This window comes from Paenibacillus sp. FSL K6-2524 (assembly GCF_038005525.1).
GTDB classification, from domain to species: domain Bacteria; phylum Bacillota; class Bacilli; order Paenibacillales; family Paenibacillaceae; genus Fontibacillus; species Fontibacillus anaericanus.
On sequence record NZ_JBBOSP010000001.1, the window covers coordinates 5,408,281 to 5,432,500 of the forward strand.

General features: G+C 42.7%; 28 protein-coding genes, 11 tRNA genes and 2 rRNA genes (1 of these 41 cut by a window edge). 3 read left to right on the plus strand and 38 right to left on the minus strand.

Annotation, left to right across the window (positions count from 1 at the left end):
* Position 1: 1 nt before the first annotated feature.
* The 25 genes from NST85_RS25125 to NST85_RS25245 all read right to left on the minus strand — a co-directional run bounded on the left by NST85_RS25125 (position 2) and on the right by NST85_RS25245 (position 17,939).
* Complete coding sequence (locus tag NST85_RS25125; RefSeq protein WP_341190719.1) at positions 2-1,693, minus strand: phage minor capsid protein; 1,692 nt, start codon at positions 1,691-1,693, stop codon at positions 2-4.
* Entirely contained in the window at positions 1,693-3,198 is a 1,506-nt protein-coding gene (locus tag NST85_RS25130) for a capsid protein (RefSeq protein WP_341190720.1), read from the minus strand. The genes NST85_RS25125 and NST85_RS25130 overlap by 1 nt, the downstream gene beginning before the upstream one ends.
* A gap of 2 nt (positions 3,199-3,200) precedes the next feature.
* Positions 3,201-4,541 (minus strand): phage terminase large subunit, encoded by a 1,341-nt coding sequence (locus NST85_RS25135; protein WP_341190721.1) that lies wholly within the window; start codon positions 4,539-4,541, stop codon positions 3,201-3,203.
* Positions 4,528-5,325 carry a phage terminase small subunit gene (gene terS, locus NST85_RS25140; protein ID WP_341190722.1) on the minus strand — a complete coding sequence of 266 codons (798 nt, stop codon included), beginning with the start codon at positions 5,323-5,325 and terminating at the stop codon, positions 4,528-4,530. The genes NST85_RS25135 and terS overlap by 14 nt, the downstream gene beginning before the upstream one ends.
* Positions 5,326-5,813: 488 nt before the next feature.
* Positions 5,814-6,410 carry a tyrosine-type recombinase/integrase gene (locus NST85_RS25145; RefSeq protein ID WP_341190723.1) on the minus strand — a complete coding sequence of 199 codons (597 nt, stop codon included), beginning with the start codon at positions 6,408-6,410 and terminating at the stop codon, positions 5,814-5,816.
* A gap of 25 nt (positions 6,411-6,435) precedes the next feature.
* On the minus strand, positions 6,436-6,684 hold the full coding sequence (locus NST85_RS25150; protein ID WP_341190724.1) for a hypothetical protein: 249 nt from the start codon (positions 6,682-6,684) through the stop codon (positions 6,436-6,438).
* 37 nt (positions 6,685-6,721) lie between these two features.
* Entirely contained in the window at positions 6,722-7,156 is a 435-nt protein-coding gene (locus NST85_RS25155; RefSeq protein WP_341190725.1) for a DUF3908 family protein, read from the minus strand.
* A 597-nt stretch (positions 7,157-7,753) separates the two neighbouring features.
* Positions 7,754-8,248: a hypothetical protein gene (locus NST85_RS25160; protein WP_341190726.1), complete on the minus strand. Its 495-nt coding sequence runs from the start codon at positions 8,246-8,248 to the stop codon at positions 7,754-7,756.
* A gap of 97 nt (positions 8,249-8,345) precedes the next feature.
* Complete coding sequence (locus NST85_RS25165) at positions 8,346-8,744, minus strand: beta-sandwich lipoprotein (RefSeq protein WP_341190727.1); 399 nt, start codon at positions 8,742-8,744, stop codon at positions 8,346-8,348.
* A 233-nt stretch (positions 8,745-8,977) separates the two neighbouring features.
* The gene (locus NST85_RS25170; RefSeq protein WP_341190728.1) at positions 8,978-9,439 is read right to left on the minus strand and encodes a hypothetical protein; all 462 of its coding nucleotides are present in this window, start codon (positions 9,437-9,439) and stop codon (positions 8,978-8,980) included.
* Positions 9,436-10,584 (minus strand): sigma-70 family RNA polymerase sigma factor, encoded by a 1,149-nt coding sequence (locus tag NST85_RS25175; protein WP_341190729.1) that lies wholly within the window; start codon positions 10,582-10,584, stop codon positions 9,436-9,438. Before NST85_RS25175 ends, NST85_RS25170 begins: the two co-directional genes overlap by 4 nt.
* Positions 10,562-11,017, minus strand: a complete 456-nt coding sequence (locus NST85_RS25180; RefSeq protein WP_341190730.1) for a hypothetical protein — start codon at positions 11,015-11,017, stop codon at positions 10,562-10,564. Before NST85_RS25180 ends, NST85_RS25175 begins: the two co-directional genes overlap by 23 nt.
* Positions 11,011-11,382, minus strand: a complete 372-nt coding sequence (locus NST85_RS25185; protein WP_341190731.1) for a hypothetical protein — start codon at positions 11,380-11,382, stop codon at positions 11,011-11,013. Before NST85_RS25185 ends, NST85_RS25180 begins: the two co-directional genes overlap by 7 nt.
* On the minus strand, positions 11,330-12,625 hold the full coding sequence (locus NST85_RS25190) for a replicative DNA helicase (protein ID WP_341190732.1): 1,296 nt from the start codon (positions 12,623-12,625) through the stop codon (positions 11,330-11,332). The genes NST85_RS25185 and NST85_RS25190 overlap by 53 nt, the downstream gene beginning before the upstream one ends.
* Positions 12,528-12,878 carry a hypothetical protein gene (locus NST85_RS25195; RefSeq protein ID WP_341190733.1) on the minus strand — a complete coding sequence of 117 codons (351 nt, stop codon included), beginning with the start codon at positions 12,876-12,878 and terminating at the stop codon, positions 12,528-12,530. The genes NST85_RS25190 and NST85_RS25195 overlap by 98 nt, the downstream gene beginning before the upstream one ends.
* Complete coding sequence (locus tag NST85_RS25200; RefSeq protein ID WP_341190734.1) at positions 12,865-13,740, minus strand: replication protein; 876 nt, start codon at positions 13,738-13,740, stop codon at positions 12,865-12,867. Before NST85_RS25200 ends, NST85_RS25195 begins: the two co-directional genes overlap by 14 nt.
* Positions 13,741-13,753: 13 nt before the next feature.
* On the minus strand, positions 13,754-13,978 hold the full coding sequence (locus NST85_RS25205; protein WP_341190735.1) for a hypothetical protein: 225 nt from the start codon (positions 13,976-13,978) through the stop codon (positions 13,754-13,756).
* A gap of 201 nt (positions 13,979-14,179) precedes the next feature.
* Positions 14,180-14,794 carry a helix-turn-helix domain-containing protein gene (locus NST85_RS25210; RefSeq protein WP_341190736.1) on the minus strand — a complete coding sequence of 205 codons (615 nt, stop codon included), beginning with the start codon at positions 14,792-14,794 and terminating at the stop codon, positions 14,180-14,182.
* Positions 14,791-15,612, minus strand: coding sequence for a hypothetical protein (locus tag NST85_RS25215; protein ID WP_341190737.1), 822 nt, complete (start codon positions 15,610-15,612; stop codon positions 14,791-14,793). The genes NST85_RS25210 and NST85_RS25215 overlap by 4 nt, the downstream gene beginning before the upstream one ends.
* A 3-nt stretch (positions 15,613-15,615) precedes the next feature.
* Complete coding sequence (locus tag NST85_RS25220) at positions 15,616-15,738, minus strand: hypothetical protein (protein WP_341190738.1); 123 nt, start codon at positions 15,736-15,738, stop codon at positions 15,616-15,618.
* Positions 15,739-15,742: 4 nt separating this feature from the next.
* Positions 15,743-16,573: a hypothetical protein gene (locus NST85_RS25225; RefSeq protein WP_341190739.1), complete on the minus strand. Its 831-nt coding sequence runs from the start codon at positions 16,571-16,573 to the stop codon at positions 15,743-15,745.
* Positions 16,570-16,944, minus strand: a complete 375-nt coding sequence (locus NST85_RS25230; protein WP_341190740.1) for a hypothetical protein — start codon at positions 16,942-16,944, stop codon at positions 16,570-16,572. The genes NST85_RS25225 and NST85_RS25230 overlap by 4 nt, the downstream gene beginning before the upstream one ends.
* Positions 16,928-17,125: a hypothetical protein gene (locus NST85_RS25235; RefSeq protein WP_341190741.1), complete on the minus strand. Its 198-nt coding sequence runs from the start codon at positions 17,123-17,125 to the stop codon at positions 16,928-16,930. Before NST85_RS25235 ends, NST85_RS25230 begins: the two co-directional genes overlap by 17 nt.
* Positions 17,126-17,289: 164 nt before the next feature.
* Positions 17,290-17,580 (minus strand): helix-turn-helix domain-containing protein, encoded by a 291-nt coding sequence (locus NST85_RS25240; protein ID WP_341190742.1) that lies wholly within the window; start codon positions 17,578-17,580, stop codon positions 17,290-17,292.
* Positions 17,581-17,714: 134 nt separating this feature from the next.
* Positions 17,715-17,939, minus strand: coding sequence for a helix-turn-helix domain-containing protein (locus NST85_RS25245; protein ID WP_341190743.1), 225 nt, complete (start codon positions 17,937-17,939; stop codon positions 17,715-17,717).
* 115 nt (positions 17,940-18,054) lie between these two features.
* On the opposite strand from NST85_RS25245, the gene NST85_RS25250 reads away from it, so the two are divergent.
* The 3 genes from NST85_RS25250 to NST85_RS25260 all read left to right on the plus strand — a co-directional run bounded on the left by NST85_RS25250 (position 18,055) and on the right by NST85_RS25260 (position 20,695).
* The gene (locus NST85_RS25250) at positions 18,055-18,486 is read left to right on the plus strand and encodes a helix-turn-helix transcriptional regulator (protein ID WP_341190744.1); all 432 of its coding nucleotides are present in this window, start codon (positions 18,055-18,057) and stop codon (positions 18,484-18,486) included.
* 92 nt (positions 18,487-18,578) lie between these two features.
* Entirely contained in the window at positions 18,579-19,445 is an 867-nt protein-coding gene (locus NST85_RS25255) for an ImmA/IrrE family metallo-endopeptidase (protein WP_341190745.1), read from the plus strand.
* Positions 19,446-19,459: 14 nt separating this feature from the next.
* On the plus strand, positions 19,460-20,695 hold the full coding sequence (locus NST85_RS25260) for a tyrosine-type recombinase/integrase (protein WP_341190746.1): 1,236 nt from the start codon (positions 19,460-19,462) through the stop codon (positions 20,693-20,695).
* Positions 20,696-20,767: 72 nt separating this feature from the next.
* Here NST85_RS25260 and NST85_RS25265 read toward each other — a convergent pair.
* From NST85_RS25265 to NST85_RS25325, 13 genes are all read right to left on the minus strand, one after another.
* Positions 20,768-20,838, minus strand: a tRNA-Gly gene (locus NST85_RS25265).
* Positions 20,839-20,847: 9 nt separating this feature from the next.
* A tRNA-Pro gene (locus tag NST85_RS25270) sits at positions 20,848-20,924 on the minus strand.
* A gap of 41 nt (positions 20,925-20,965) precedes the next feature.
* A tRNA-Arg gene (locus NST85_RS25275) sits at positions 20,966-21,042 on the minus strand.
* A 6-nt stretch (positions 21,043-21,048) separates the two neighbouring features.
* Positions 21,049-21,123, minus strand: a tRNA-Gly gene (locus NST85_RS25280).
* A 7-nt stretch (positions 21,124-21,130) separates the two neighbouring features.
* Positions 21,131-21,214: transfer RNA gene (locus NST85_RS25285), tRNA-Leu, on the minus strand.
* 33 nt (positions 21,215-21,247) lie between these two features.
* Positions 21,248-21,323 (minus strand) — tRNA-Lys (locus NST85_RS25290).
* Positions 21,324-21,333: 10 nt separating this feature from the next.
* Positions 21,334-21,408, minus strand: a tRNA-Gln gene (locus NST85_RS25295).
* 15 nt (positions 21,409-21,423) lie between these two features.
* Positions 21,424-21,499: transfer RNA gene (locus NST85_RS25300), tRNA-Val, on the minus strand.
* Positions 21,500-21,507: 8 nt separating this feature from the next.
* A tRNA-Glu gene (locus NST85_RS25305) sits at positions 21,508-21,582 on the minus strand.
* Positions 21,583-21,651: 69 nt separating this feature from the next.
* Positions 21,652-21,727: transfer RNA gene (locus NST85_RS25310), tRNA-Thr, on the minus strand.
* Between the two features lie 3 nt (positions 21,728-21,730).
* Positions 21,731-21,806: transfer RNA gene (locus NST85_RS25315), tRNA-Asn, on the minus strand.
* Between the two features lie 41 nt (positions 21,807-21,847).
* Positions 21,848-21,964: ribosomal RNA gene (rrf, locus tag NST85_RS25320) — 5S ribosomal RNA — on the minus strand.
* 100 nt (positions 21,965-22,064) lie between these two features.
* Positions 22,065-24,220, minus strand: a 23S ribosomal RNA gene (locus tag NST85_RS25325) (it continues 776 nt past the right edge of the window).

Here is a 24,220-nt window from a genome sequence, read left to right on the forward strand (position 1 = left end):
CTCACCTCTTTTTGCTCGGATAGTCAGGGACGATATGAACGCCCTTCTTACCGTAATGGATTTTAAATACAGTCGTCTCAGCTTCCATGCCTGTCCGGTTATCAACCACAGTACCCACGACCCGATCATTGGTAATAATTAGTTCTTTGTTATCCCAGCCATTTTTACCGATCGTGATCTTTCCCGTTCCTGCGTACTGATTGACTAAGCTTTCAACTTCATCAGGACTTAAATCAATCCTAGCGGGACCGTATTGCTCTATGGCTTTCAGCTTATCCACATACTGTTTATATTCATGCGTACCAGGTACGTGCTTATTATGCTGGCCTTTTAAGATACTCTTAGGTTGCTGATCGGATCGAATGTATGCCTTTGTTTCCTCAATCTTGGCATTAAGCTCAACATTTTTCAAGCGCTCTTTACGCTCAGATGCAGGAACTTCACCGTCAATGCGTTCACGCCTTTTGTCACGGCGGAGCTGTGGGTTCTCTCCAAGGTGAAGCTTAAGCAGTTCTTGCCATTCTATAACCTTGGCCCCGTATTTAGCCTGGTTAGCTTCGTCTATGGATCCTATCTCCAAACGCTTGTACTTACGAATCATGCGCTCCATGTATCGCTGTCGTTGTTCAGCGTCATAATTGGTCTTGGCTGTCTCTTCATCTGCAGGTTTAGGTAGCTGAGTAATACCAGGAAAGAACGTAGCCAATGTATGCCGACAAGCTGGATGAAAGGCATTGTCCTTCATAGCATCAGATAGCAATCCATATCCGGTATCCTTCGATAGTTGCGCCGCTTGTTCCTTACTCAGTGACGTATACACATCATCAATCATGACCGTACCCTGGTAAGGCATACACCAAGGAGAGCAGTTATCATGACTACTCATTACTACGGTATAGATACCCCATTCGTCTCGCTTTTTACCTTCACCCAAGAACGTAGCCCGTTGCGACGCTGTACGAAGTGCCATCTCAGCATATGTGGGAATAGGGACACGACGGCCATTCTTATACACGATGACATCAAGCCCACGTTCCAAAAAGTCCTTTGTTGCTTTGTCTATGGCCTGATCAAGCGTCATAAACCCACTAGCCATATGCGCCTCGGCTTTAAAGATGGTTTGCCTATAGACATCATCCATCTTGCGTAATACAGCCTCTCTACCTTCTTTAAGATCACCTTTCACACTGTCTTGCAATGCTCCCAGTTTCTTCTCATTCATGCCAAAGAAATCTGATTCAGGCGGTGCCTTGGGTAGCTTGCTATGTGGCTTGGGTAACTCGGGAAGAGATCTGTCCATGTCCGGTACAGGTATAGTTGGATCTACTAGCTGAGGTTTAGGTTGTTTCCCAACTGGAGGCTTAAAATCCTTCGGGAAATCAATCTCTCCCGTTAGCTTTACAGCCTTTTCCGCTACGATCTCAACGCTATCCTCTCCAAATTTAAACTCCTGCTGCAATACTTCATCAATCAGCTTATTGGCTTCCTTGCCTGCATAGATAATGATCTCCTTGTTCTTCTTGCGAAACCATTTCAAGTTACGAAGTTTAGCAAGCTGCCATTGATCGAACCTAAAGCCTACCTTGTCCTCTTCAATCTCATGACGGGACAGGTTACGCTTCATGCTGGCAATCAGGTTAAGTGTCATTTCCTCGAAGATATCACGCAGGCTGTACGGGTCTTTCTTGGACATTATTCCTCACCGTCCAGGTCCTCATCTTCACTACCTGGTGGATCATCCTTCTCCCGTGTCTCGGGTTCTTCCTTCTCAATTAATCCCTGTTCAATTTTAAGCCGCCGCACCTCTTCGGCCTTCTGTTCATCCGTCCATGTATCTCCATACATTTGTTCTACGGATTCTTCAATGGACATAACACCATAAGTACGTGCCTTCCCGACTGTCTCAACCACATTATCAAAAGATGGAGAAGCATATTCACCAAACGTTACTGTGACTTCATAGTCACCAGGAGTCTTATCTTGCATGTTGTCATAAACTTTAAGTACCACAGACACCAATTGTGGAATCACTTCATTCAGCCGCTCAATGATCTTTCCACGGGTATACAGCGTGGCTTTCTCCTTCTCCCGCTGTGCTTCGGCGTTATCGGTCTTTTTAAGATCGATCCCCAGTGTAGCGGGGCTAATAATACCTTGCAGGCACATATCCAATGCGGAAGCATAGGAATTAACAAAAGCCTCATACAATATCTGCGGTTGCACTAGTGTAATCTGATCTTTCACTTCCTCCCCAAATGACTTGCCAGCAGCTATAAAGTCCATATCGAAGGGATTGGGCTTGATCGGTAATCCGTTTTCAGGGTTCCTCGGTAGTAAGTCTTCTGGAATGTACTTTTGTACACGCCCCGACCTGATAGCATCCCACCACTGGCTTATAACCTCGTCCAAAGCGTCAAATGAGTCAGCCTTAGAATCGAACAAGCTCTTACCTCGATCTGGCCACTTAGTGGATTTGAAAAAGGATAACGGAACACCCCAAATATAATCACCTGTGAATGTGGTTTCATCAAGTCCTACCAATTCAGGGATAGTGGATATCGGGACCTCTTTTCCATCTTCACTCAGTAACTTGTATTTGATCTTCCCTTTGCCGAATGTCTCCTCAAGCTGGTAATCCTTGTCGCCGTGTCGGTAGTCCGTGTAGTAGATGATCTGTTGAAGTCTCCCGCGCTCACGCTTGTATTTGACCTTATCACCTGCGTAAAACTCAATAATTGGGTAGTCGCTTATCTCTGTATCGACGGTCACTTTAAAAGCTCCATCACCTTCAACGAGAGATTCAATAAGACTGCTACCCAGCAGCTCATCAAAACTATTGTCCTCGCTGATTTCTTTCCATAGTTCAGTTAGAGCCTCATTTGCTAATTCAATTTTATCCATATCGGATACGACGATATCGGCCAAACGTTCAACGATCATAGCCGGCAATCCGCTGTGGATCTTTCTGATTTGTCGATTCTCACTAGGTACGGCTGCCCAAAAGCGTGAACTACTCACGTTGTCCATTGCTGATTGCTTATAAAATTGCTCCAGCTCTGACGGATCGCCACGATACCACAGCCTATTACGCAAGACGTTAGTACGATAGCTAAACGGCTCCCGAATAATAAACGTCTTGTTCTCCGGTGCGGGTTGTATCCTGAGTACTTTCATGACCATATTACGTATCCACCCCATTTCTATACCTCCAATCTTGGCTTGAACGGCTGCACTGCGTATTCACTACTGTCCAGACAGTCAACAGGGTAACTTCCATCATCTGTGCGTACCCATTCGCCCTCTTGCTTCTTCTTGTCGTCCCAAGTGGCATTCTCTATAGCCTCAATCCACGGCTTAAGGTGATGGATAATTTTGTATCTACCCTGATTGATGAGGATTTCAGTCAGCCTTATACGGTCAACAATGCCCTCTTTTTTGTACGAAGGCACAACCGATATATAAATACCATTCCGCTTTAATTCGTTGCTTAATGCTTGCCTGAAAAGCTTATCTGCAGACTCACAGAAGATATGAGCACACGCAAAAAAGGCAGGGTATGTTCTCCCCCACTCCACGATCTTTACTACTATCTCTTTGGCGTAACGGTCATGTGTATAGCCGCTTTCCTTGCCTTGCTTATGATAATAGCCATCCAATAGTACAACATCCTTGTATTTAGGCGTGAAGCCTGTCAGGGTGGCTACTGTGGCGTCCGTACCTCCGATATCAACACCAATGCTAAATTTAATGTATTTGTAGTCCTTAACATCATCACGTGTTCTGACCACATCTTTACTGTTGTATCCGGTGTATATACGACCTGTGGCTGCTGTTCTCTTGCCCAAGATATCCGCTTGATACCAAAGACTAGCTTTGTCGTATGTCACTAGAACTGCCTTTAATCGATCGTTAGGAATGGATAGATTGTCAAACAAGGTGAAGTGTTCGTAATTATACCCTTCATTCTCTCCACGCTTCTTATTCTCGTCTTGATGGTCCAATACGTCCTTATAAAACCAATGAGAAGGAGGTTTCGGGTTAAGATCAAAGAATAACTGTCGAAAGCTACTTGAAATTGTTCGGTCGAATACCTCTTGTACAAATGATTTGTGACACTCGTTAACCTCAGTTCCATAAACCGTTCCGTATGAGTTACCTTTAATCCGCGCTGCATCATTAGCTTTACCACCACCAGCAATGATAACAATCTTTTCCCCGGTCTTCGTTTGTATATATAGCGCATCCCGATTTTTGTATTCCCCTTCACGACAGCGACCTGCGAATAGCCATTGCAAACCGAAACCGTTAGAGTCAATTACGTTCATCTTGGCTGCTCCTAAGGACACACCAAAGACTAAGTGAAGCTTATCGGGATGTACCTCCAAACACATAGCGTAAGCAATCAGGTTAATAATGTTCTTCCCTGCGCGTTTCCCGCCTTCTGCTACATTAAGCCATGAATCACGGCATCGAATAATATAATTGCTCTGCTTGGCGGTCAAAGGAGCATAAGGTATTAACCCTACCTCAGTCATTCTCATTCACCCGCTCTTGCACCGGATTATTAATCAAATCGGCCAATGCAGTGATTTGCTTATTCATATCAATAGGGTTGCTATTAGGGACCTTAGATTTCATTACGGATATGCTGGCCTTGATTTGTTCAACACGCTGCCGCTGTTCTTCTTTTACCTCTTCTGGAGAAGCCATCCTTAAAGTTTCCTCATATTGCTTGATTGTACGTGTAAGAGATGTCCAAGCCGCCGACATTGCTTTCAAACCTGTGGCAGAACGGTCCCAAGAGAACTGAAATTCATATTCCTCCTCGATCACAACAGGAATAAGTTCTTTCTTATCTCCCTTACCTTTGCTATGAACTTCAAATTTTTGCTTTTTCAATTCTTTGATCATTTCATCTTTACCAGTGACATGCATAACCTTTAACGCTCTGATTATGTTTGTAAGCTGAATCCGAATACCTTCCCACAAAATATCTAAAGAGGTCATTTCGTTTGTCATATCATAAATTTCCTGTGTCTCTTCGTCGTCTGGAAGGAACTTACGGAATAAGCCATGCTTAACCGCCTTATCGTTACCCGCTGGACCGCCATGACCACCTTTATTCCCTACAGCATTACGGTTTCCCTTAGGCGCTCCAGGACGAGGTTCCGGCTGCTCATCCCACTTATCAATGCTTTTCCACTTACGAACCAAAGCTGCATTAATACCAAGCTTTTCTGCTATCTCAGAGGGCTTCATTTCCTTGCCACTCTCAAACCATAAAACCAGTGCCTTCTTCCGGTTTGGGCTTCTTTCTCTTGCCATTACATGTTACACCTCACCCCCGACAATGTTTATGCACTTTTTATGCACAGACATATGTATAAAACCCTGAGTTTTGTACATATGTACTTTCCCTCAACCACGCTAAGAACCGCGATATGACAGGGGTTTTCTTCATGTATCTGTTTACTCTAATATACATGTTTTATGCATAGCCCCGTAAACCCGCGCCACTACTGGATTTTTCGATTCTTGCATTTTTGACTATTTCCCGGCTTTTTAACTGTAAAACGGCAATTATTCATCGTTTATGCAGCCGAATTGAGTTGGTTTTCTTAGAATGATTCTAAATTGGATTTTCTTCCATTTTTTCTCCCTACAAACCAACTCTTTTTCCACTCTATAAAAACCCAATTTCCACCTAATAAATGTAAGTAGAGAGAAACATAACTCTATTTCTGTTGCACCCGTAAATTATTAATTTTTCGATAGGATCAAGCTTTCTATCATTCCTCTATTTGAGTGCAACATTAGCCAGATTGTGTAAAACTCAAACGCCTAATTGCTGCGTCCATTGAGTCTTGAGTATTGCCTATATAGAGTAAAGTTGTTGCTATATCCTCATGACCAAACATCTCCATTAGTAACGCTAGGTTGCGTGGATCGTCCATATATAAGTGATACCCCCACGTCTTACGCAAGGAGTGAACACCGATATCTGTAAGCCCAAATCGCTGCGCTACACCGCTAATCATCTTGTAAGCTGTCACTCTATCTATTGGCTCTCCAATCGCTCCTGTTAGCTTCTTACGTTGTCTGCTCGCGAATAGGTACGCATCATCATCCATGTCACTGATATAAACCATTAAGTCCTCGTAAATGTCAGGATGTATAATGAATTTTTTACGCTTCTTCTTCTTTTTTCGGTTCTTCGTCTTCTGTGCTACGTAATTAATGTGTAGCTGGTCCCTGACTGATCCCGCTTTAAGCTGTAGTAGGTCAGAAACGCGAAGACCGCTATGGATGCCCATTGAGAAGAAGATATAATTCCGGAAGCTGGTCACCTTAAGATAGTTTTTAATCTGAATGATGACTTCTTTATCCCTTATCGGTTGTACCTCATTCATGCCACCACCTCATTTGTTTCTTGTATCAGCAGCTACTACGGGCTACTGCTCTTACCGTACGTGAATTAAGTTGATCTCTGTAGATTCTCACCCTCTGGATGTTACCAAACTGATCGCGGAGCTTGGGATGCCGTTGCTTATTGTATAGAGCCAATAGACGTTTAAACAAAGGAGCTTGCATTATCGCTTTAATCGTCTCTTGCAGCACTCTGCATATTTCTTCGCAGAAGTCTTTAATCGCCCTAGATAACCTTTGTATTACTTCCGGGTCCATCCTTATCAACTCCTCATCTAAAATAAAAAAGCACCGGTTAGGGTGCTTTACAGATCAATTTGAATATCTCAGTTACATTTTCTTTAAAACTCTCATACCAACGGGAGTTGGAATCGGCTTTTGGATCAAATACGATCTCCTCACCTGAAGAAAAACTAATTTTTACAGTTTCATCAGGGAAATCATCCTTTTCGAGTTCTAGACTTGCAGCTGTAATTCGATTTAAGTTTAGAACATTTATACTAATTTGCTTATCGTATTCCTTAAAGATTAAAAGTTTGTTGTCTGTAAAAACAAAACATTCCAAGGATTGATTTTCTGAAAATAATTTTTTGGGATAGAAGCTTTTCACTTCATCGGTTTCAACAAATTTAAGCATCGTCTTAACGAGGTATCTGTACTTCCTCATGTCGCTGTATGCGCCGTCCATGACTATGGATGTCAAATATTCAAAGCTCATTTTACTAGGCAATAATTTCACCTCCCTTCACTGTCACATTTCGACATAAGGAAGGATTTTCCTGTATTAATATCGAAATTATTAGAAGGAAGGAGGTACTTTACATGCACATACTTAGAGAATTATATGATACCATCGTTACTCCAATAATCCTTAAATGCTTACTCGTAGTTGCTACCTTAACAGCTATTACTCTTGTGGCATATAACTTGAATTAGGTTTGCTAAGGTAAATTTTCCTGATCATTTATTAACTAATCATCATTACAACCAATTCACATTAAAAAGCTGAATTTTACAACCAACTCTTGTCATTGCAACCAATCTGTAATTTAGTAGTGTTTTTTGCAACCGCTTGACAGAAACTCGAAAATTAGAAGAATGGTTTACGCTCACTTACCCAACAAACGGGAATTTAAAAGCGGTATGTCGCCGAACAGCCAGAAGCCATTGCCAACATACCGCCTTGAGATATGAGAAGACCAGAGTAAGCTCAGTCCCTCTCGCTAAATTACTACGCTATCAATATATCATGGAAAAAGGTTCAAAAGAGGTTCAACATTGGGTCAAGTTAGGTTCAGAAAAGGTTCACGTTCGGGTCAAAAAAGGGTCAAAATTTCAAACTGTCCTTTTCAAAGAATCCCCATAATTTAAGCATATTGGCTACTGCAACTTCACTCTCTTTGATCTTTCTCTTGATTGTGCTGTCACTCATGGTACTCTGGAAGAACAGCAGTGTCTCTTTGGCGCTGTATCCAAGAATATACCTGTACCTCATAGCTCTCTGTGCTTCGTCATCACATATCAATCCATAGGCCCGATCAATTGTAGTGGTATAGAACTTGTATTGCTCATATGCCCATTTCTGCTTCTCTGCTAATACAACAGCGTTGGCCGTCTTATCGGCGTGAAGATCCTCCTGGTCAATCCGTCGAGCTACTTCACCGTCAATGGCTACCTGTTGCATGTCCTCAGTGTGTTTCTCGTAATCATCCATCAACATCGTCATGCTTCTATACTTCATTAAGAGGAACTTAGTTCTTTTTAGCTCTACCTTGTTCGCCTCTGGAAAAAGTACACCTTGTCCCCATTCTGTCACTGCCATTCCCCTCATTCCCCTTTATGTGGTATATTTGAATGAGTGGAAGTTTAATTGTGAGAACCCCTGCGTGCCCGCCAAGGATTGCAGGGGTTTCGTTATGTCAATTTTCGCTAACTTTCAGGTCGATGTCAGGCATGATAGCTTGTGGTTTAAAAGTAACACGGTAGTGGTATGCGTTGACGCTTGCAGGCTCCAGTTGCTCCGCAAAGTAAGTGACGTTGTCCGACAGTCCTAGAAAATGCTTCTTATACGAGCCCTCTCCCGTCTTACAGGTCACTGTTACCTGCGTGCTCCGATCGTCGTTATTGCCCAGTGAGCAACGTCCCTCAATGGACAGCAAGTAGGTGTCCGTAATCCCATTGTAGAATACAATTCGTCTATCAATCTCAAAGTTGTCCGCAGCTTTAGACAGGTTGCTTGATGCAATATCAGCATCTGTACAAGCGCTTAAGACGATTACCAAGCATACTAAAACTGATAAAAATGAAATCTTTTTCAAGTCGATTCATCCTCTCATAACTATTTTTTAGAATCTTCTTTTGAACTGTAGCTCATCATACTCGGAATCAATAGAAACCAAAGTGGTGCTGCGCTATTTGTGACAAGGATACCTGCAGTGATTGCGGCTGCGCATGAAATCCAAATTACTGCGTAAATTGTTGATATTTTCATTTGATCATCACCTTGCAAAGGAATAATTTCTGGAATAATTTACGTTGATTATGACAACCACTACATAGGCACCCGGCCAACTTGCCGATCTCGACGAATATTACCCACCGCAGCCGCTGTTCTTTCTCTGGCCCGGTGTTCAAATGTAGCACCCAAGTCTTTTCTGACTCTAGGGATGTACACTCTCATAGATTGGGTTTTAATCGTTGCCTCTGTATCAGCGACGATGCTATTCAATTCGCCAACCATACCTCTTTGACGCTTAAGGTAATCTGCTAGTGGCTGCAACAGTTCTTTGTCTTCCTTAGCTTTACGACGATTCCAACGGCTAACACTAAGTTGTGCGCTTAAATCCAAGCGTTGCTTAGGTGTGAGCTTTAATAATTCAAGTGCATGTAGAATATCGTTGCATTCATCGTTGTAATACTGCTCATCATGTACGCTTTTGTCATAGGCGACCTTTACCCCTTCTACAATCTTTCGTAGATCACGGGCGGCTTTGAGTGCATTAATATCCATCATGCCGTTGCCGCCTTTAGTTCTATCGCTTCCAACTGAATAAAGTGAACTTTGGCAGTTTCGTCATATTGTAGTACATATTTATCTTGTTTAATGCCCTTCTGATAAAGCCAATCAGCCAATCGTTTGTTTATAATATTCACGCTTCTAGAACTTTTGGATACTCTTCTAAGCCTGTTCCCAGTCTCGTCTTTTAATAAAACCAAGCGTTGAAATTCGGAATTGTATCCGACTTTTATGTGATGACCTACAGCACAATTTAATATTTTTGCCGCTGCTGAATTAATTATCATACCGTTTGTATTCAACCCTACGGTTGGGGTGCTCGGCAACTTATTGTCCTCAAACCATTCGATACCGTTCATTACTGTCTTAATGTCATATTTCTTAGTTTCTTCCAGATTAACTTTCCTAGTGGTTACTTCATTCTTCACTTTAAATTCCTCACTCTCTGGATTATCCATATATTTTTGAAGTCTCAACTTTATTTGATCTAATATCCGACTAACTTGAACTTGCGACTTACCTATGATTTCCCCAATATCTCCCTGAGACTTCCCTTGAATCCGATGGTTAAGAATCTCTTGTTCTTTTTCGCTTAGAAAACCCTGAAATTCTTCTACAGTAATTCTAGAAAAATCGTCGTATCGTCCCAATGAATCTAGAAGGGTGATTTCACCACTGTCGTCTGAGTATACCGCTTGGTCCAGATAAGCCCCGCCCGAAGTTTTCAAGTAATGAAGTGAATTAGCTGCCAGTTTAGTTGAAATTTCTAACTTTCTAGCCACATGATCCGAAGATTTATCCTCCAAATTTAAAGTTCTTATTTTATTGGCTGTTTCGTATATACTCCTTGGAGGTTTTGCTATAAGTGATTTATCCCGTAGAAATGCAAGAATATTTCCTTTGATAGTGGGGACGGCAAATGTTGAGAACTTAGTTACAGTACCGTCAAACCCAGTTGGATCATATCTATGAAAGGCCTTAATCATCCCGATTGTTCCTTCACTTATTAAGTCATCGTAACCAACTATAGAATTACAAAGATTCCTGTATCGCTTGGCGATAGAATGAATTAATCTTGTGTGTTGAACCAATATTTCGTCGAGATAACCTAAGTGTGGATTATAATCCAGTTGGTTGCTCATTGATGGTTACACTCTCCATCAGATATGACATACCCCAATTCTGTCTCATTCGGGATTCGTGGTATTCCATCACCCCGTCAATTAAAGCCTCTGGACTAGCGAAAGGGATGATACTACGTATAAGCTTCATCTTGTCCAAGTAATCAGCACCGTTAAAGTCCACATGGTCTATCTCGGCCAACTCATAGACTGACTTGCATAGTTCATATACTCCCCATTCATTGATAGGAGATTTCCATACAAGTTGTCGCCGTTGTTGAATGTTGTTCAGCCAATACAAACGCCGTTCATCAACGCTCATACGCTGAAATTGAAACCATTCCCCCGCCGCTTGTCCTACATGAATCATGCTTCCTTCTATATCTTTTAAGCGATTATTAGAAACTGGATTAGTAAGAATTTCTTGACTGACCGAACTAAATCGATTCAACATTTATTTTCCTCCTCGTTGCCGCTCTGCTTGTACTTTTCACAAAGAGCGTCATATTTTTCAACTGCCTTATAAAACCTTGGGTCTGACTTGTCCAGGGAATCTATGAATTCGGCACCCTTTAAAATTCTCTGCCATAACCGTTCCCGATGATATTCCATTAACGATATGAACAGAATTTCGAAATGGTCATACACAGCATCCACTGTTTCCTCTGTACATTCTTCACTTATGAAACCGATGTACGTTTGATCGTCCATTTCCTTGTGCTCAAGAGCTATGTTTACCTGACGGTTCAATACTTCTTGGTAATAATCAATCAGTTCGATAATTAGTGATTTCTCGGATGGCTTGAGTGGATCTGTCATAATGTAATTCCACCACCCCTAGACTTCCGTTACGTTGCTTAGCGAAATTTACCTCCAGAATCCCTTTTTTATCAGAACTGGCATTGTAATAGTCATCTCTGTAAAGCAAGGCAATTACATCTGCAGAGGTTTCTATACCTGTGCTACCCGACAAATCAGATACTAACGGTCGTTTGTCTTGTCGATCGTTTATACTTCGCTTTACCTGAGATAGCCCCATAACATGACAATCCATTTCCTTTGCTGCTGCTCGTAATTTTCGGCAAACACGATCTAATGAGCTGCCGCCGTTATCGTTCATTTCTCCAGACTCTTTTACGTCTTGGATGTAATCCACTACCACGAAATCAAGTCCTTGGGTCCGCTTTAAGCGTCTCATGACATCTGTGATGTAGTCCGCGCTGACCCCTCTTGTGTCATCAATGAATATAGATCGCAATTGCTCCTTTTCCCTCTTAGTGCGTACAAGGTAATGATCATCTGCTAATTGACCTAACCTAAATTGCTGGAGGTTCGCTTGCAGAATATTACTCATCATGCGGTCATAGATCTGATCATCGATCATTTCCAGAGAGAACACCGCGCATTTATACTTGGCTGCATTTAGCCGTTTAGTGATTTCAAGAACAAACGCTGTCTTCCCCATACTTGTCCAGCCACCTACAACGGAGAAATCCTTACGATGCCAACCGGTTGTGATTGCATCCAACGAACCTATTTTCGTCATAAGTCCATAAGCCAGGGAACTATCTTTCATAATTTCAAGTTTTCGTTCATACCATCGGTCAAGGTTTTCTCCAGCTTCATGATTTCCGCCGCTTTCGCTTGTTTCAAGTGTGAATGATGCATTCTGTATGTCTCTTAAAAGTTCGTCTGGATCTTCTCCATTCGATATACGGTCCTTCATTTCGAAGGAGAGACTGGATAAATCACTAGATAGACGTTGTTTCTTAAGTTTAGTTATTAAGTGAGGCACTCTGTTTTCATTAAAGGCAGAACTGCGAAATGTTTGTAGGAGTTTAACTTGATCAATTTCAACCCGGGTAACAATCCCCTTAAAAGTGAATCCCTCTTCCGCATCAACTTCTAACATCAGTCGGTAAAGCCAGTCATATTCTTGAAAGAGATTAGGTGTCAATAAATGCTTATTCGCCTGGAATAGACTCGGGTCTTTTAGGAAGTTCCCTAGCAACTCCTCGTTTGGTTGCGTTTCTCTCGCTTTGCTTTCGGTATACTTGTCCAAGATGGTCACGCTCCTCATCCGTTATTGTGACTGTTTCTATCTTTCTAGGGATGCGTTTAAGTAAGTCAAATGGAAGCGGGGGAAAACGACTTTCTTCAAAGTGTTCGTAAAGATATTTTTCAGCTTCGGCATAAGTCATTTTTTCGCCTATAACACGCTGCCATGAATTAATACGCACTTGATCTTTGATGTCAAAAGAAGGGACAAAATTGGTAATAATGGCTAATAGATTGAATATTTCAGTTTTCTTCACTGTCCAGTTCCTCCAATCGTTTTAGGAATACATCGTCACTTACTGGTGCCGCTTTATTTTTTGTGCTGCCACGATTTAGAAAATTGTTAAATGGGTCATTCTCCGTGAAGAACTTTTCTAGATTCTTTGGATTCATAAAATCCTTTAAGTTGAATTTATAGCTGTAAAAGTGATCTTCACTTTTGAGACAAAAATGATAATTGTCGATTGCTTCGATAATGTCCTTTTCAGAACTGACCTTTAGTCGGGCATTAATTGCACTTTCTGTAACTGTGGTCAACTCACGATGAACGACTATCTTTTTAGAGTTCCAATGCTTGAAAATGGTATATATAATATCTTTATAATTATCTTTAAAAGAATATCTTTTTATGGGGGGCTGATTAGCCCCCTGTGCAGGGGTACTGATTAGCCCCCTCCCCGGGTACTCATTAGCCCCCTGTGTACTGTCTTCTGCAACATCACAAATTGAGGGTCCTTCAGGCACCTTTCCTGCATCTTCTAGTGGGTGCTGATTAGCCCCCTGTATACTGACTAGCCCCGTGTATGATGGTGCTTCCCATTCTGCACATTCGCTATTTATGCCGATCACTCTGGATTTGGTGAATCCAGCTTCTTCAAAGACACGGACAACTTTCCATTCAATGAGTCTATTCAGTTCCCGTTTGACTTGATCTTTATTTGCTCCGATGATGCCAGCAATATAGTTTAAAGACATGTCATGTGATTTTCGCTGGAAACCGTATGTCTGTCTGAAAATGAAGAAGACTATCGACGCTTGAGTGCTATTCAATTTTCGCTTAGCCAATTCTTCTAGCAACTCGTTTGCGATTCTTGCGTATCCGTCGCCGAGGTCAGCCATTCATTCCAGCCTCCTATATAACACTTTCTAAGTTCACGCTACCTTTGACTACATCTCCAAAAGCCGCCGTGAGCAGATTACATTTCTTTTCTGCGCCACCATCTATAACAGCAAACATTAGTTGGGCAATAAATCCTTCCCACTCCATAGCCGGATACCCCGCACTTTCGAAAGCATCTATAATTTCCGTACATAAGGCTTCTACTTCAAAAAAAACAGGCCGCCAATTAACATTCAAATGATGATATTTACCTGAGTATGCTTCTATCGAAAGTCGCTTCTTGGTTATTAAGAAATCGATTAAGTTACTATCTTAACTTGTAATAGATTGAATTGTTTGCATGAATAATCGTTCCCCTTTTTGGGAACCCTTGACGTATCTCATGATGTTATGTAATAATGTCGCCAAGGGAATACCCGTTTTTTTTTAAGTGTCGTCTTAACGCCCCGCCAAGGTATTGTTAAGGCGATTTTTGTTTCTTATTTTTTCAATTGATTCAGTAAGTTCATTTTTCAAAATAGATTGCTCACAGCCTATTTCATCAATAACTTCTAAAATAGAACTTATGATATGCGCATCAGTATATATTGTGTCGTCAGTGATATACAGGATCATGGCAGTTAGCTTTGCTTCAATCTCACTCAATGCGCATAAGTATCTTGCAGTTGGTTGTTCACCTTTACACTCTTTTTCTCGCTGAATTCCTTTCTCTTCTGACATAAAGTAAATTTCGGTAAATGATACGCCGTAAGTCTTGCAATAAAGCACCGCCTCATCTGGCAACACTTCTCCTGAATTATCTTCATGCCACATGATTCTCTTTACTGAATAACCTGTTTCTTGCTCCACTTCCTCTAGCGACATTCCGCTGTTCATTCGCGCTTGACGAAGAGTAAGCTTAACGTTGTCCCCCACTGCCGTAACCCCTTTCATGTTTTCTAATTGAGCCGTGATGTGATTGCTCAAATTCTTAATGGTTTGGTCAATCGTTTTAGGGCTTGTACCCATTGCCTCCATGTCCTTAATGATCTGTTCGACTGGTCTAGGTTTCATATTCCCCATTCCTCCTTAAGCTTGTTTATTAACTTCATGATCTCGCCATCATCTTTGGTTATGTCCGGATGAAATGCTTTGGATAAGGAACGGTATACTTTTTTGAGCATGACTTTTTCATCTTCGGTGTAGGTACTCTGTTTTACTCCGAAGTAACTACTAAAATCCTCATAGTTGAAACCGCCCGAACTGTAGTTACTACTCTCTCTACTCTGGTAACTACTTCTTTGATATGCATTCTCTCGTTCGCGTTTATCTAGCAATTTTTCTAGATAATCTGTATTTCGCAAGTTGCCGAAAACGTCATAACAGTAATCGTATGTTTCGTCCCCGTACAACTTTTCAAATTCTCTTTTAACTGATAAGTATTGATCTATCACTTGTCGGTGTTGTGCATGAACACGGTATTCTTCCGAGGATTCAAATTCTGATTTAACCTGAGCTATAATTGGATCAAGCTTTTCATAAACCATTTCCCAAAGTTGCTCTTCGGTAATCTCCATTTCTTGAAGCTTTTTATTTAAAACGTCTTGCCTAATACAATCCCCCGGCCAACTATCCAACAGATAGTAGTATCCCATTGTGCAAATAACCCATTGCTTCTTCTTGACCTCTCCATTTTCCCGATAACTGTGATGGATCATAATTTTGTAGGCATCCAAGGTGGGGCGTTCGAATCTCCCGCCACCGTAACGATAGGTATATTTCGTTTCTGTTATTCCATTGAAAGAAATAGTGAAAGAATCTACTAAAAGTTCTTTATACTCTCCGTATGGGTTGGGTTTCTTATTTTTGAGTTTTTGAATGACAGCAAACATAGTTCACCCCGTAGTTACTTTGTCTTTGTTCGTAGTACCTACAGATTTGGCCTTGATATTACGGACAATAATTGCATGTTGTTGCGGACGGTCAAACCATATACGGGCTAGTTCTGGAAGGGTCATAAAATTATCTTCCTTCCTCGATTGCTTGTCTCATTGCTTCAATGGCAACGTCAGTATACATAAACTGTTTGACTTGCTTTGAGCTATATTCTGATTTGGTATGTTCCCACTCGCCGTACTCATTTTTTTCTCCCTCTTTTGGCTTGAGTCCAAGACGGTTAACGAGACGGCCAGCAGCATTTGCAGAGGACATTCCTAACCTCTCGGCGGCTTGGGTCGCTGTATAGGTAGATCTTTCAACCTTTGGCATTGGAAGAAGCCTTTCTCCTGCCACGACTTCCACGGCCTTTGAACGAAGTACTTTCCGGTAAGTTGGTTCAGTGGTATCCAAGTCAGCAACCTTGAGTAAAATACTGGCTTCTCTTACTCGAGCATTCTTCATTTTGATTTCTCGATCAAGGCGTTTGCCCTCATCGTCCTTAGAAGATGCTGATTTACTCGACCTAAAACTTTCTTCTGAATCTAGTAATTGATCGCGGAGAGCTTTGGCAATGATACTTTCCTTGAGCAACATACCGATTCGTAACATCGCTCTACGTGGAATAACGGTAAATGCAGAAGTGTTTTTACCAATTACACCCATCTCCTTCAAGGAGAACAGTTCACTTCCCGTGAGTACTTTCAATCCGTCAGACTCCACTTCTTCACGGTTATCAAAAATTAGACTATCAATAGCCTTTCTTGACACTTCGTAATAAGTGGATGCTTGTTCAATACTCGCATTCATATCCCCTGGTAGAAGCAAAAGCCTCTTCACCTTGTCCAATACCTCTGTGCGGTTAATATGTGATTCTCGGAGGGACTTACTTTCAATTAATGCATCACTTTTACTCATTCAATTTCTCCTTTCTTCTCCATGTTCTGGAGAAAATCAAAATACTCATCGTAATTTCTTTGTCTTAGTAAATTAAGATAGGTTAAAGAATCCCTTACTGAAATCCACCAGTTAAGCTCATGTAACTTGTAAAACTCTTCATGACCCATAGTCAAAGCATCTTTCATTATTTCTTCAACGGTTTGATAACGATCACTAACGACTTCTAACCAGTTGTTCAAAAAGACCATTAGTTTCTCGTTCACTAACAATTGCATTACTAGCCATTCAATACCGTTAATCCCCTCGGCTAATTTATCAGCTATGATTTGTTTTTCCATGACCGAGGTTGCCTCACGTTCCTTAATCCAATCTTCAAACCTGACGAGCATTCGCAATTACTCCTTCCTGGATGATCACGTTATTTAGTTCATGCCCGATAATTTCATGAGTCAATTCTTTACCGCCTTGTCGCTTCAATTTCACCACCGCATCAGTATGAATTTCAACGGAAGGGGAAACGACGACATTGGCTTTGTTGTTAATGATGACTACAGAAACGTGCGTGCTCATATGATTGCTCCTTTCACCTATGTAAGCTCAATTTCGAATTCGCTATCCTTTTAACAGATAGCGGATTGTCATCGTCTTGGCCGATAATAATCTCTTCACTCACCTCAATTTTGAGTTCAGTACCCGTCAAATTTGACGGTAGCTTACTCACCACAATTTTATGGTCAGTCCCATCCAGTGCAATTTGAGGATTCCTGCCGCTCCATCCATTCATCCAACACACGCTGCCGGAATCGATACTCATTGCCGATCTTGTAATAGCGGATCGAACCTTTCTTGGCTAATTCCCGAAGCATCCGACCACTACAGCCGATGTAAGCAGCCGCTTCTTCGATACCAAAGGAATTATTGGTCAAGTGAAGCTTTATGAGCGGTTCAGCCTTTTCCCATACCTGAGCGAATACGTCTTCGGCTACTTCCGACTTGAGAGCTGCTATAAAGTCTGTTGTGCTCATGGATTACCTCCTTTTTTTTGATAAAAAAAATATCAAACACATTAAAAAAAATGAATAATTCCAAAACTATTGACGATAATATAATTATCACATATAATTGTTATTAGATAATTTTATTATCAATAAAGACATAGTTAAATACTCCATTTGGAATCAAATACATCCGGAAATAGAAGTTCGAGAGGTCTATCAAAATATTGTGACATTCGAATCATTAAATCCCTTCCTGGCTTAAAGGTCCCGTTTTCAATCATCCTGAGGTATACGATTGAAATATCTAAGTCAGTTGCAACTTGTTTACGTTCTCCCTTTTCTTTACGACAATCCGAAAAAAATTCTCGCTTCTTTGATCTAGTCACATCATTACTCCTTTCTGTAAACCGTAACTTGATTATATTTGATAATAATCTTATCGTCAAGGTAATTTTTGATATTTTTATTATCACGAAAATTAATAATAGGAGTTGAAGTATTATGGCAATTGAAATAGGAAAAAAACTTGCTGATCTAAGGAACAGAAAGCATCTTACACAACAACAAGTTGCGGATATATTAGAAATAAAGAGAGAAAGATATAGCGCCTGGGAAAATAACATATCTCAACCTAGGATGGGGATGCTTCAAACATTATCTGAATTCTATAAAGTATCTCTGAATTACTTTTTTGAGGAGGACGGGGATAAATATTTCCTATTTGATACCCAAAACTCTTCTGAATCTGATAAACAAGAATTTTCGGATGAAGAAAAAGCTTTTCAAGAATTCATGAATAACCCTGAACATGGTTTATTCTTCAAAGATTATCTTAGTGCACCAGAAGAACGACGTGAGGAAATGAGAAAGATATTTCAAATATTGCAGGAAAAAGAAAAGGACCGTAAGCCTGGAGACCGTCAAGGAAAATAACTTCTAAATACTTAACCTTATGGAAGCATCTATCGGGGTGCCTTCCTCTACCTATTCATACGAACATATATTCCCATTGGAGGTTGTACATCATGTTTAAACACTATCGCCGTACACACCTAGAAGAATTCATTGAAGAATTATATATAAATCATGACATCATAGCCCCTGATCTAATAAATATTAAAACAATAACAGAGCAACTTAATATCTGGTTATACTTTGATGATGTTAGAAGTAAAGCCTATGAACACACAACGAATATGTGGACTATGTTTATAGATAATCGCTGTACTCCCCTCGTTCAAAAAATTGAGTTTTTGCATGAATTATGCCATCTATTACGACATACTGGCAGCCAATTACATTTACCGAGGCTCGTTACTAGGGCTCAGGAAAATGACTCAGAGCAGTTTGTTTTATATGCAGCAATACCTTTCTTCATGCTTTCTAAGTTAGATTTCCCACCAACGAGAAAAGAAATTATTAAACATATCTCCGACGTTTTTTGGGTTCCCTACGAGCTCGCGGAGAAAAGATATGATCAAATCTTAAGAAGAGAATTAGAAGGTAAGTTACTAGAGTCTACCGCAAGGTATAACGATTCCTTTAAGGGGGTGATCAAAGAATCGAATGATGAGACAAAAGTATATGCATATTACGACCCTAGTGGTGAATTTGAAGGACCATCTCAATTAGTGTTGGCTGTAGACTCTCAAATTCTATACTCGGGACAGGAGGTGTCCATAGCATTAAACGATCGATCTAGTTTTTTAGAAATCGATAACCCACACGAACTTGGGGGGATGCCGGTTTATCCAAGCGACATTAGATGCAGTAATGGAACAATAAAATTATTGCTGTCTAATATTATCATGAGACATGGTTACTCCTACAACAAGTTTGTAATTCAAATGAATGATGTAAATAGTTTGTTAGACTTTGAAAACCGATTTTAAAGGAGTAATGAAGAATGGCAAGTTGGGTTGAACGAGGAAAGAACACATATAAACTAACCGCCGAATTAGGTTATGATGCCAAAGGAAAGCGAATGCGAGATACAACAACCATCACCTTGGACCATAAGCCCCGTAAAGGTGAACTCGACCTGGCTGCAGCAAAGTTTGAGGAAGATGTTAAAGGCGGCAAGTGGCAGAAGCCTGGAGTTATTGGCTTCGAGGAATTTGTATACGGGGATTGGAAGAAGAATTATGCAGATATCAACTTAGGCGACTATACACGTAAGAATTACATGGCATTGATCAAGACACACCTTATTCCCGCTTTTGGTCGGTTTCATTTGGACAAGATCAATACAATGCAGATTGTTTCATTTTTCACCAGCCTGAGAAGCCCGGACGCACGTAAGGACAAACGGAATAAGCCGCTGGCTACAAATACACTACTCAATATCTACAAAGCCTTAAAAGCGATTCTAGACGCTGCCCATGATTGGAATTTGATCGTCAATAACCCAATGGTAGGTGTAAAGCGTCCTACCGCTCCCAAGTCAGAGCAAAGAGAAATCAAGATGCGTAAGAAGTCATACAGCCCCACCGAAGCTACAGGCGTAATCACAGCCCTTTATAGCGAGCCTAAACAGTGGAAGCTTTATTATCTCGGAGTGCTGCTGGGAGGTTTCCGCCGTGGTGAATACTTGGCTGTAGAGTGGTCAGAAGTGGATTTTGTTAATGGTGGTGTTTATATCGAGAAACAGATTACTTTCGATGAAGAAGGTAAATCCGTTGAAGGTGAGGTAAAAACGGTTGAATCAGAAGGATTTGTACCTATGCCACGCTGGTATATGGACGAGTTGCTCACCTATAAACGGGAATGGATGAAGCATAAAATGGGCTGTGATCCACAAGACTGGAAAGGCGGAAATAAGCAGTACCTCTTCCACCCAGGCCATGGGGACAAATACTATCCTAATACACCGTCCCGTCGCTGGAGGATGTTCCTTGACGATCACAAACTGCCAAGAGTGCGGCTGCATGATCTCCGCCATACCACGGCCATGTTGTTACGGGCATATGGAGCGGATCTGAAAGCAATACAGGAACAATTACGGCATTCCCGGCTTGCGACTACTACAGATATCTACATGACCAAAGACGGAGTTATTAGCCGTGGTAATATCGATTTGCTGGATGATCTTGATCCAAAAAAACGCCGTGGTCACCAACTGGTCACCGAAGGAGATTTTTAGCATGCGTTTGTCGAATTTTGCGCAAAGAAAAAACCCTTGTGGCGCAAGGGTTTCAAGCTTTAAAACTACAAAAGCGGGTGATGGGAATCGAACCCACGCTATCAGCTTGGAAGGCTGAAGTTCTACCATTGAACTACACCCGCATTTTATAATGGTCGGGACGACACGATTTGAACATGCGACCCCCTGGTCCCAAACCAGGTGCTCTACCAAGCTGAGCTACGTCCCGAAATAAAATGCTTCATGATTTATGAAGTTATAAAGATAATATGGCGCGCCCTGAGAGATTCGAACTCCCGGCCTTTTGATTCGTAGTCAAACGCTCTATCCAGCTGAGCTAAGGGCGCAAATTATGGAGCGGACGACGGGAATCGAACCCGCGACCCTCGCCTTGGCAAGGCGATGCTCTACCGCTGAGCCACGTCCGCAAAAATATGGTGCGCGTGAAGGGACTTGAACCCCCACGTCGTGAAACGCCAGATCCTAAGTCTGGTGCGTCTGCCATTCCGCCACACGCGCACAATGTTACTAGGCATCACTTTAACAATAAAGTGGTGAGCCATGAAGGACTCGAACCTTCGACACCCTGATTAAAAGTCAGGTGCTCTACCAACTGAGCTAATGGCTCTTAATAATAATGGCTGGGGATATAGGATTCGAACCTATGGGTGACGGAGTCAAAGTCCGTTGCCTTACCGCTTGGCTAATCCCCAATAAAAGAAGTACTATGGTGGAGGCTGAGGGGTTCGAACCCCCGACCCTCTGCTTGTAAGGCAGATGCTCTCCCAGCTGAGCTAAGCCTCCGTATGTAATGGTGACCCGTAGGGGAATCGAACCCCTGTTACCTCCGTGAAAGGGAGGTGTCTTAACCGCTTGACCAACGGGCCATACTTGGATGTTTCTTTTTGAATTCACTTAGATATCAACAAACAATATTCTGTTTTTTTCAAAAAGTCTGGAGCTCTCAACCGGATTTGAACCGGTGACCTCATCCTTACCATGGATGCACTCTACCTACTGAGCTATGAGAGCATATGGCTCCCCGAACAGGACTCGAACCTGTGACAACTCGATTAACAGTCGAGTGCTCTACCAACTGAGCTATCAGGGAATAGTTCACGCAGCTCTACTTAGATACTGCGTTGAATTTTTGCTTGGCGGCGTCCTACTCTCCCAGGACCCTGCGGTCCAAGTACCATCGGCGCTGGAGGGCTTAACGGTCGTGTTCGGGATGGGTACGTGTGGAACCCCTCCGCCATCGCCACCAAACGTGGTTCAAGGTTTAATCCTTGAAAACCGGATACGAAACAAAATTGTGTGTAAGTGTGTGTACACCCGTATGTCTGCGAAGATGAATCTTCGTAACATGTAGGATAAGCCCTCGACCGATTAGTACTTGTCAGCTCCATACATTACTGTACTTCCACCTCAAGCCTATCAACCTCGTCGTCTTCAAGGGGTCTTACTAATTGGGAAATCTCATCTTGAGGGGGGCTTCACGCTTAGATGCTTTCAGCGCTTATCCCTTCCGCACGTAGCTACCCAGCTATGCTCCTGGCGGAACAACTGGTACACCAGCGGTGCGTCCATCCCGGTCCTCTCGTACTAAGGACAGCTCCTCTCAAATTTCCTACGCCCACGACAGATAGGGACCGAACTGTCTCACGACGTTCTGAACCCAGCTCGCGTACCGCTTTAATGGGCGAACAGCCCAACCCTTGGGACCTACTTCAGCCCCAGGATGCGATGAGCCGACATCGAGGTGCCAAACCTCCCCGTCGATGTGGACTCTTGGGGGAGATAAGCCTGTTATCCCCAGGGTAGCTTTTATCCGTTGAGCGATGGCCCTTCCATGCGGTACCACCGGATCACTAAGCCCGACTTTCGTCCCTGCTCGACTTGTCAGTCTCGCAGTCAAGCTCCCTTTTGCCTTTGCACTCTTCGAATGATTTCCAACCATTCTGAGGGAACCTTTGGGCGCCTCCGTTACACTTTAGGAGGCGACCGCCCCAGTCAAACTGCCCACCTGACACTGTCCCCGAACCGGGTCACGGTCCTAGGTTAGAACTCCGATACGATCAGGGTGGTATCCCAACATTGCCTCCATAGAAGCTGGCGCTCCTACTTCTTAGGCTCCCACCTATCCTGTACAAATCGTATCAAAGTCCAATATCAAGCTGCAGTAAAGCTCCATGGGGTCTTTCCGTCTTGTCGCGGGTAACCTGCATCTTCACAGGTATTAAAATTTCACCGGATCTCTCGTTGAGACAGCGCCCAAGTCGTTACGCCATTCGTGCGGGTCAGAATTTACCTGACAAGGAATTTCGCTACCTTAGGACCGTTATAGTTACGGCCGCCGTTTACTGGGGCTTCGGTTCATAGCTTCGCATTGCTGCTAACCACTCCCCTTAACCTTCCAGCACCGGGCAGGCGTCAGCCCGTATACTTCGCCTTACGGCTTCGCACAGACCTGTGTTTTTGCTAAACAGTCGCTTGGGCCTTTTCACTGCGGCCCCCTCGTGCTATTCACACTACCGGGGCACCCCTTCTCCCGAAGTTACGGGGTCATTTTGCCGAGTTCCTTAACGAGAGTTCTTCCGCGCGCCTTAGAATTCTCTTCTCGCCTACCTGTGTCGGTTTGCGGTACGGGCACCTTCTCCTGGTTAGAGGCTTTTCTTGGCAGTCTGAGATCATGACCTTCGCTACTATAAATTTTCGCTCCCCATCACAGCCCAGCCTTTAGTGTGCGGATTTGCCTACACACAAGCCTCACTGCTTAGACGGACACATCCATCAGTCCGCGTCACTACCCTACTGCGTCACCCCATTACTCATAACGGATTACGGTGGTACAGGAATTTCTACCTGTTGTCCTTCGACTACGCCTTTCGGCCTCGCCTTAGGTCCCGACTTACCCTGAGTGGACGAGCCTTCCTCAGGAACCCTTAGGCTTTCGGCGGATCAGATTCTCACTGATCTTTTCGTTACTTATACCGGCATTCTCACTTGTATACTCTCCAGCACTCCTTACGGTATACCTTCAACGTATATACAACGCTCCCCTACCCCTGATACTAATGTATCAAGCCATAGCTTCGGTGGTGTGTTTAGCCCCGTTACATTTTCGGCGCAGAGTCACTCGACCAGTGAGCTATTACGCACTCTTTAAATGGTGGCTGCTTCTAAGCCAACATCCTGGTTGTCTGTGCAACTCCACATCCTTTCCCACTTAACACACACTTGGGGACCTTAGCTGATGGTCTGGGCTGTTTCCCTTTTGACAATGGATCTTAGCACTCACTGTCTGACTCCCGGATATGAGTCTATGGCATTCGGAGTTTGACTGAGCTTGGTAACCCTTGGCGGGCCCCGCACCCAATCAGTGCTCTACCTCCACGACTCTCTACTCCGAGGCTAGCCCTAAAGCTATTTCGGGGAGAACCAGCTATCTCTGAGTTCGATTGGAATTTCTCCGCTACCCCCACCTCATCCCCGCATTTTTCAACATGCGTGGGTTCGGGCCTC

Excerpts from the sequence above, each read along its gene's own strand:
- NST85_RS25230 (WP_341190740.1), bottom strand. The coding sequence starts at position 16,944 with ATGCTCGTCAGGTTTGAAGATTGGATTAAGGAACGTGAGGCAACCTCG.
- NST85_RS25225 (WP_341190739.1), bottom strand. The coding sequence starts at position 16,573 with ATGAGTAAAAGTGATGCATTAATTGAAAGTAAGTCCCTCCGAGAATCA.
- NST85_RS25250 (WP_341190744.1), top strand. The coding sequence starts at position 18,055 with ATGGCAATTGAAATAGGAAAAAAACTTGCTGATCTAAGGAACAGAAAG.
- NST85_RS25175 (WP_341190729.1), bottom strand. The coding sequence starts at position 10,584 with ATGAGCAACCAACTGGATTATAATCCACACTTAGGTTATCTCGACGAA.
- NST85_RS25130 (WP_341190720.1), bottom strand. The coding sequence starts at position 3,198 with ATGGGGTGGATACGTAATATGGTCATGAAAGTACTCAGGATACAACCC.
- NST85_RS25240 (WP_341190742.1), bottom strand. The coding sequence starts at position 17,580 with ATGAGCACAACAGACTTTATAGCAGCTCTCAAGTCGGAAGTAGCCGAA.
- NST85_RS25170 (WP_341190728.1), bottom strand. The coding sequence starts at position 9,439 with ATGATGGATATTAATGCACTCAAAGCCGCCCGTGATCTACGAAAGATT.
- terS (WP_341190722.1), bottom strand. The coding sequence starts at position 5,325 with ATGGCAAGAGAAAGAAGCCCAAACCGGAAGAAGGCACTGGTTTTATGG.
- NST85_RS25235 (WP_341190741.1), bottom strand. The coding sequence starts at position 17,125 with ATGAGCACGCACGTTTCTGTAGTCATCATTAACAACAAAGCCAATGTC.
- NST85_RS25145 (WP_341190723.1), bottom strand. The coding sequence starts at position 6,410 with ATGAATGAGGTACAACCGATAAGGGATAAAGAAGTCATCATTCAGATT.
- NST85_RS25260 (WP_341190746.1), top strand. The coding sequence starts at position 19,460 with ATGGCAAGTTGGGTTGAACGAGGAAAGAACACATATAAACTAACCGCC.
- NST85_RS25255 (WP_341190745.1), top strand. The coding sequence starts at position 18,579 with ATGTTTAAACACTATCGCCGTACACACCTAGAAGAATTCATTGAAGAA.
- NST85_RS25220 (WP_341190738.1), bottom strand. The coding sequence starts at position 15,738 with ATGACCCTTCCAGAACTAGCCCGTATATGGTTTGACCGTCCGCAACAA.
- NST85_RS25135 (WP_341190721.1), bottom strand. The coding sequence starts at position 4,541 with ATGAGAATGACTGAGGTAGGGTTAATACCTTATGCTCCTTTGACCGCC.
- NST85_RS25160 (WP_341190726.1), bottom strand. The coding sequence starts at position 8,248 with ATGGCAGTGACAGAATGGGGACAAGGTGTACTTTTTCCAGAGGCGAAC.
- NST85_RS25185 (WP_341190731.1), bottom strand. The coding sequence starts at position 11,382 with ATGACAGATCCACTCAAGCCATCCGAGAAATCACTAATTATCGAACTG.
- NST85_RS25125 (WP_341190719.1), bottom strand. The coding sequence starts at position 1,693 with ATGTCCAAGAAAGACCCGTACAGCCTGCGTGATATCTTCGAGGAAATG.
- NST85_RS25150 (WP_341190724.1), bottom strand. The coding sequence starts at position 6,684 with ATGGACCCGGAAGTAATACAAAGGTTATCTAGGGCGATTAAAGACTTC.
- NST85_RS25180 (WP_341190730.1), bottom strand. The coding sequence starts at position 11,017 with ATGTTGAATCGATTTAGTTCGGTCAGTCAAGAAATTCTTACTAATCCA.
- NST85_RS25210 (WP_341190736.1), bottom strand. The coding sequence starts at position 14,794 with ATGAAACCTAGACCAGTCGAACAGATCATTAAGGACATGGAGGCAATG.
- NST85_RS25215 (WP_341190737.1), bottom strand. The coding sequence starts at position 15,612 with ATGTTTGCTGTCATTCAAAAACTCAAAAATAAGAAACCCAACCCATAC.
- NST85_RS25200 (WP_341190734.1), bottom strand. The coding sequence starts at position 13,740 with ATGGCTGACCTCGGCGACGGATACGCAAGAATCGCAAACGAGTTGCTA.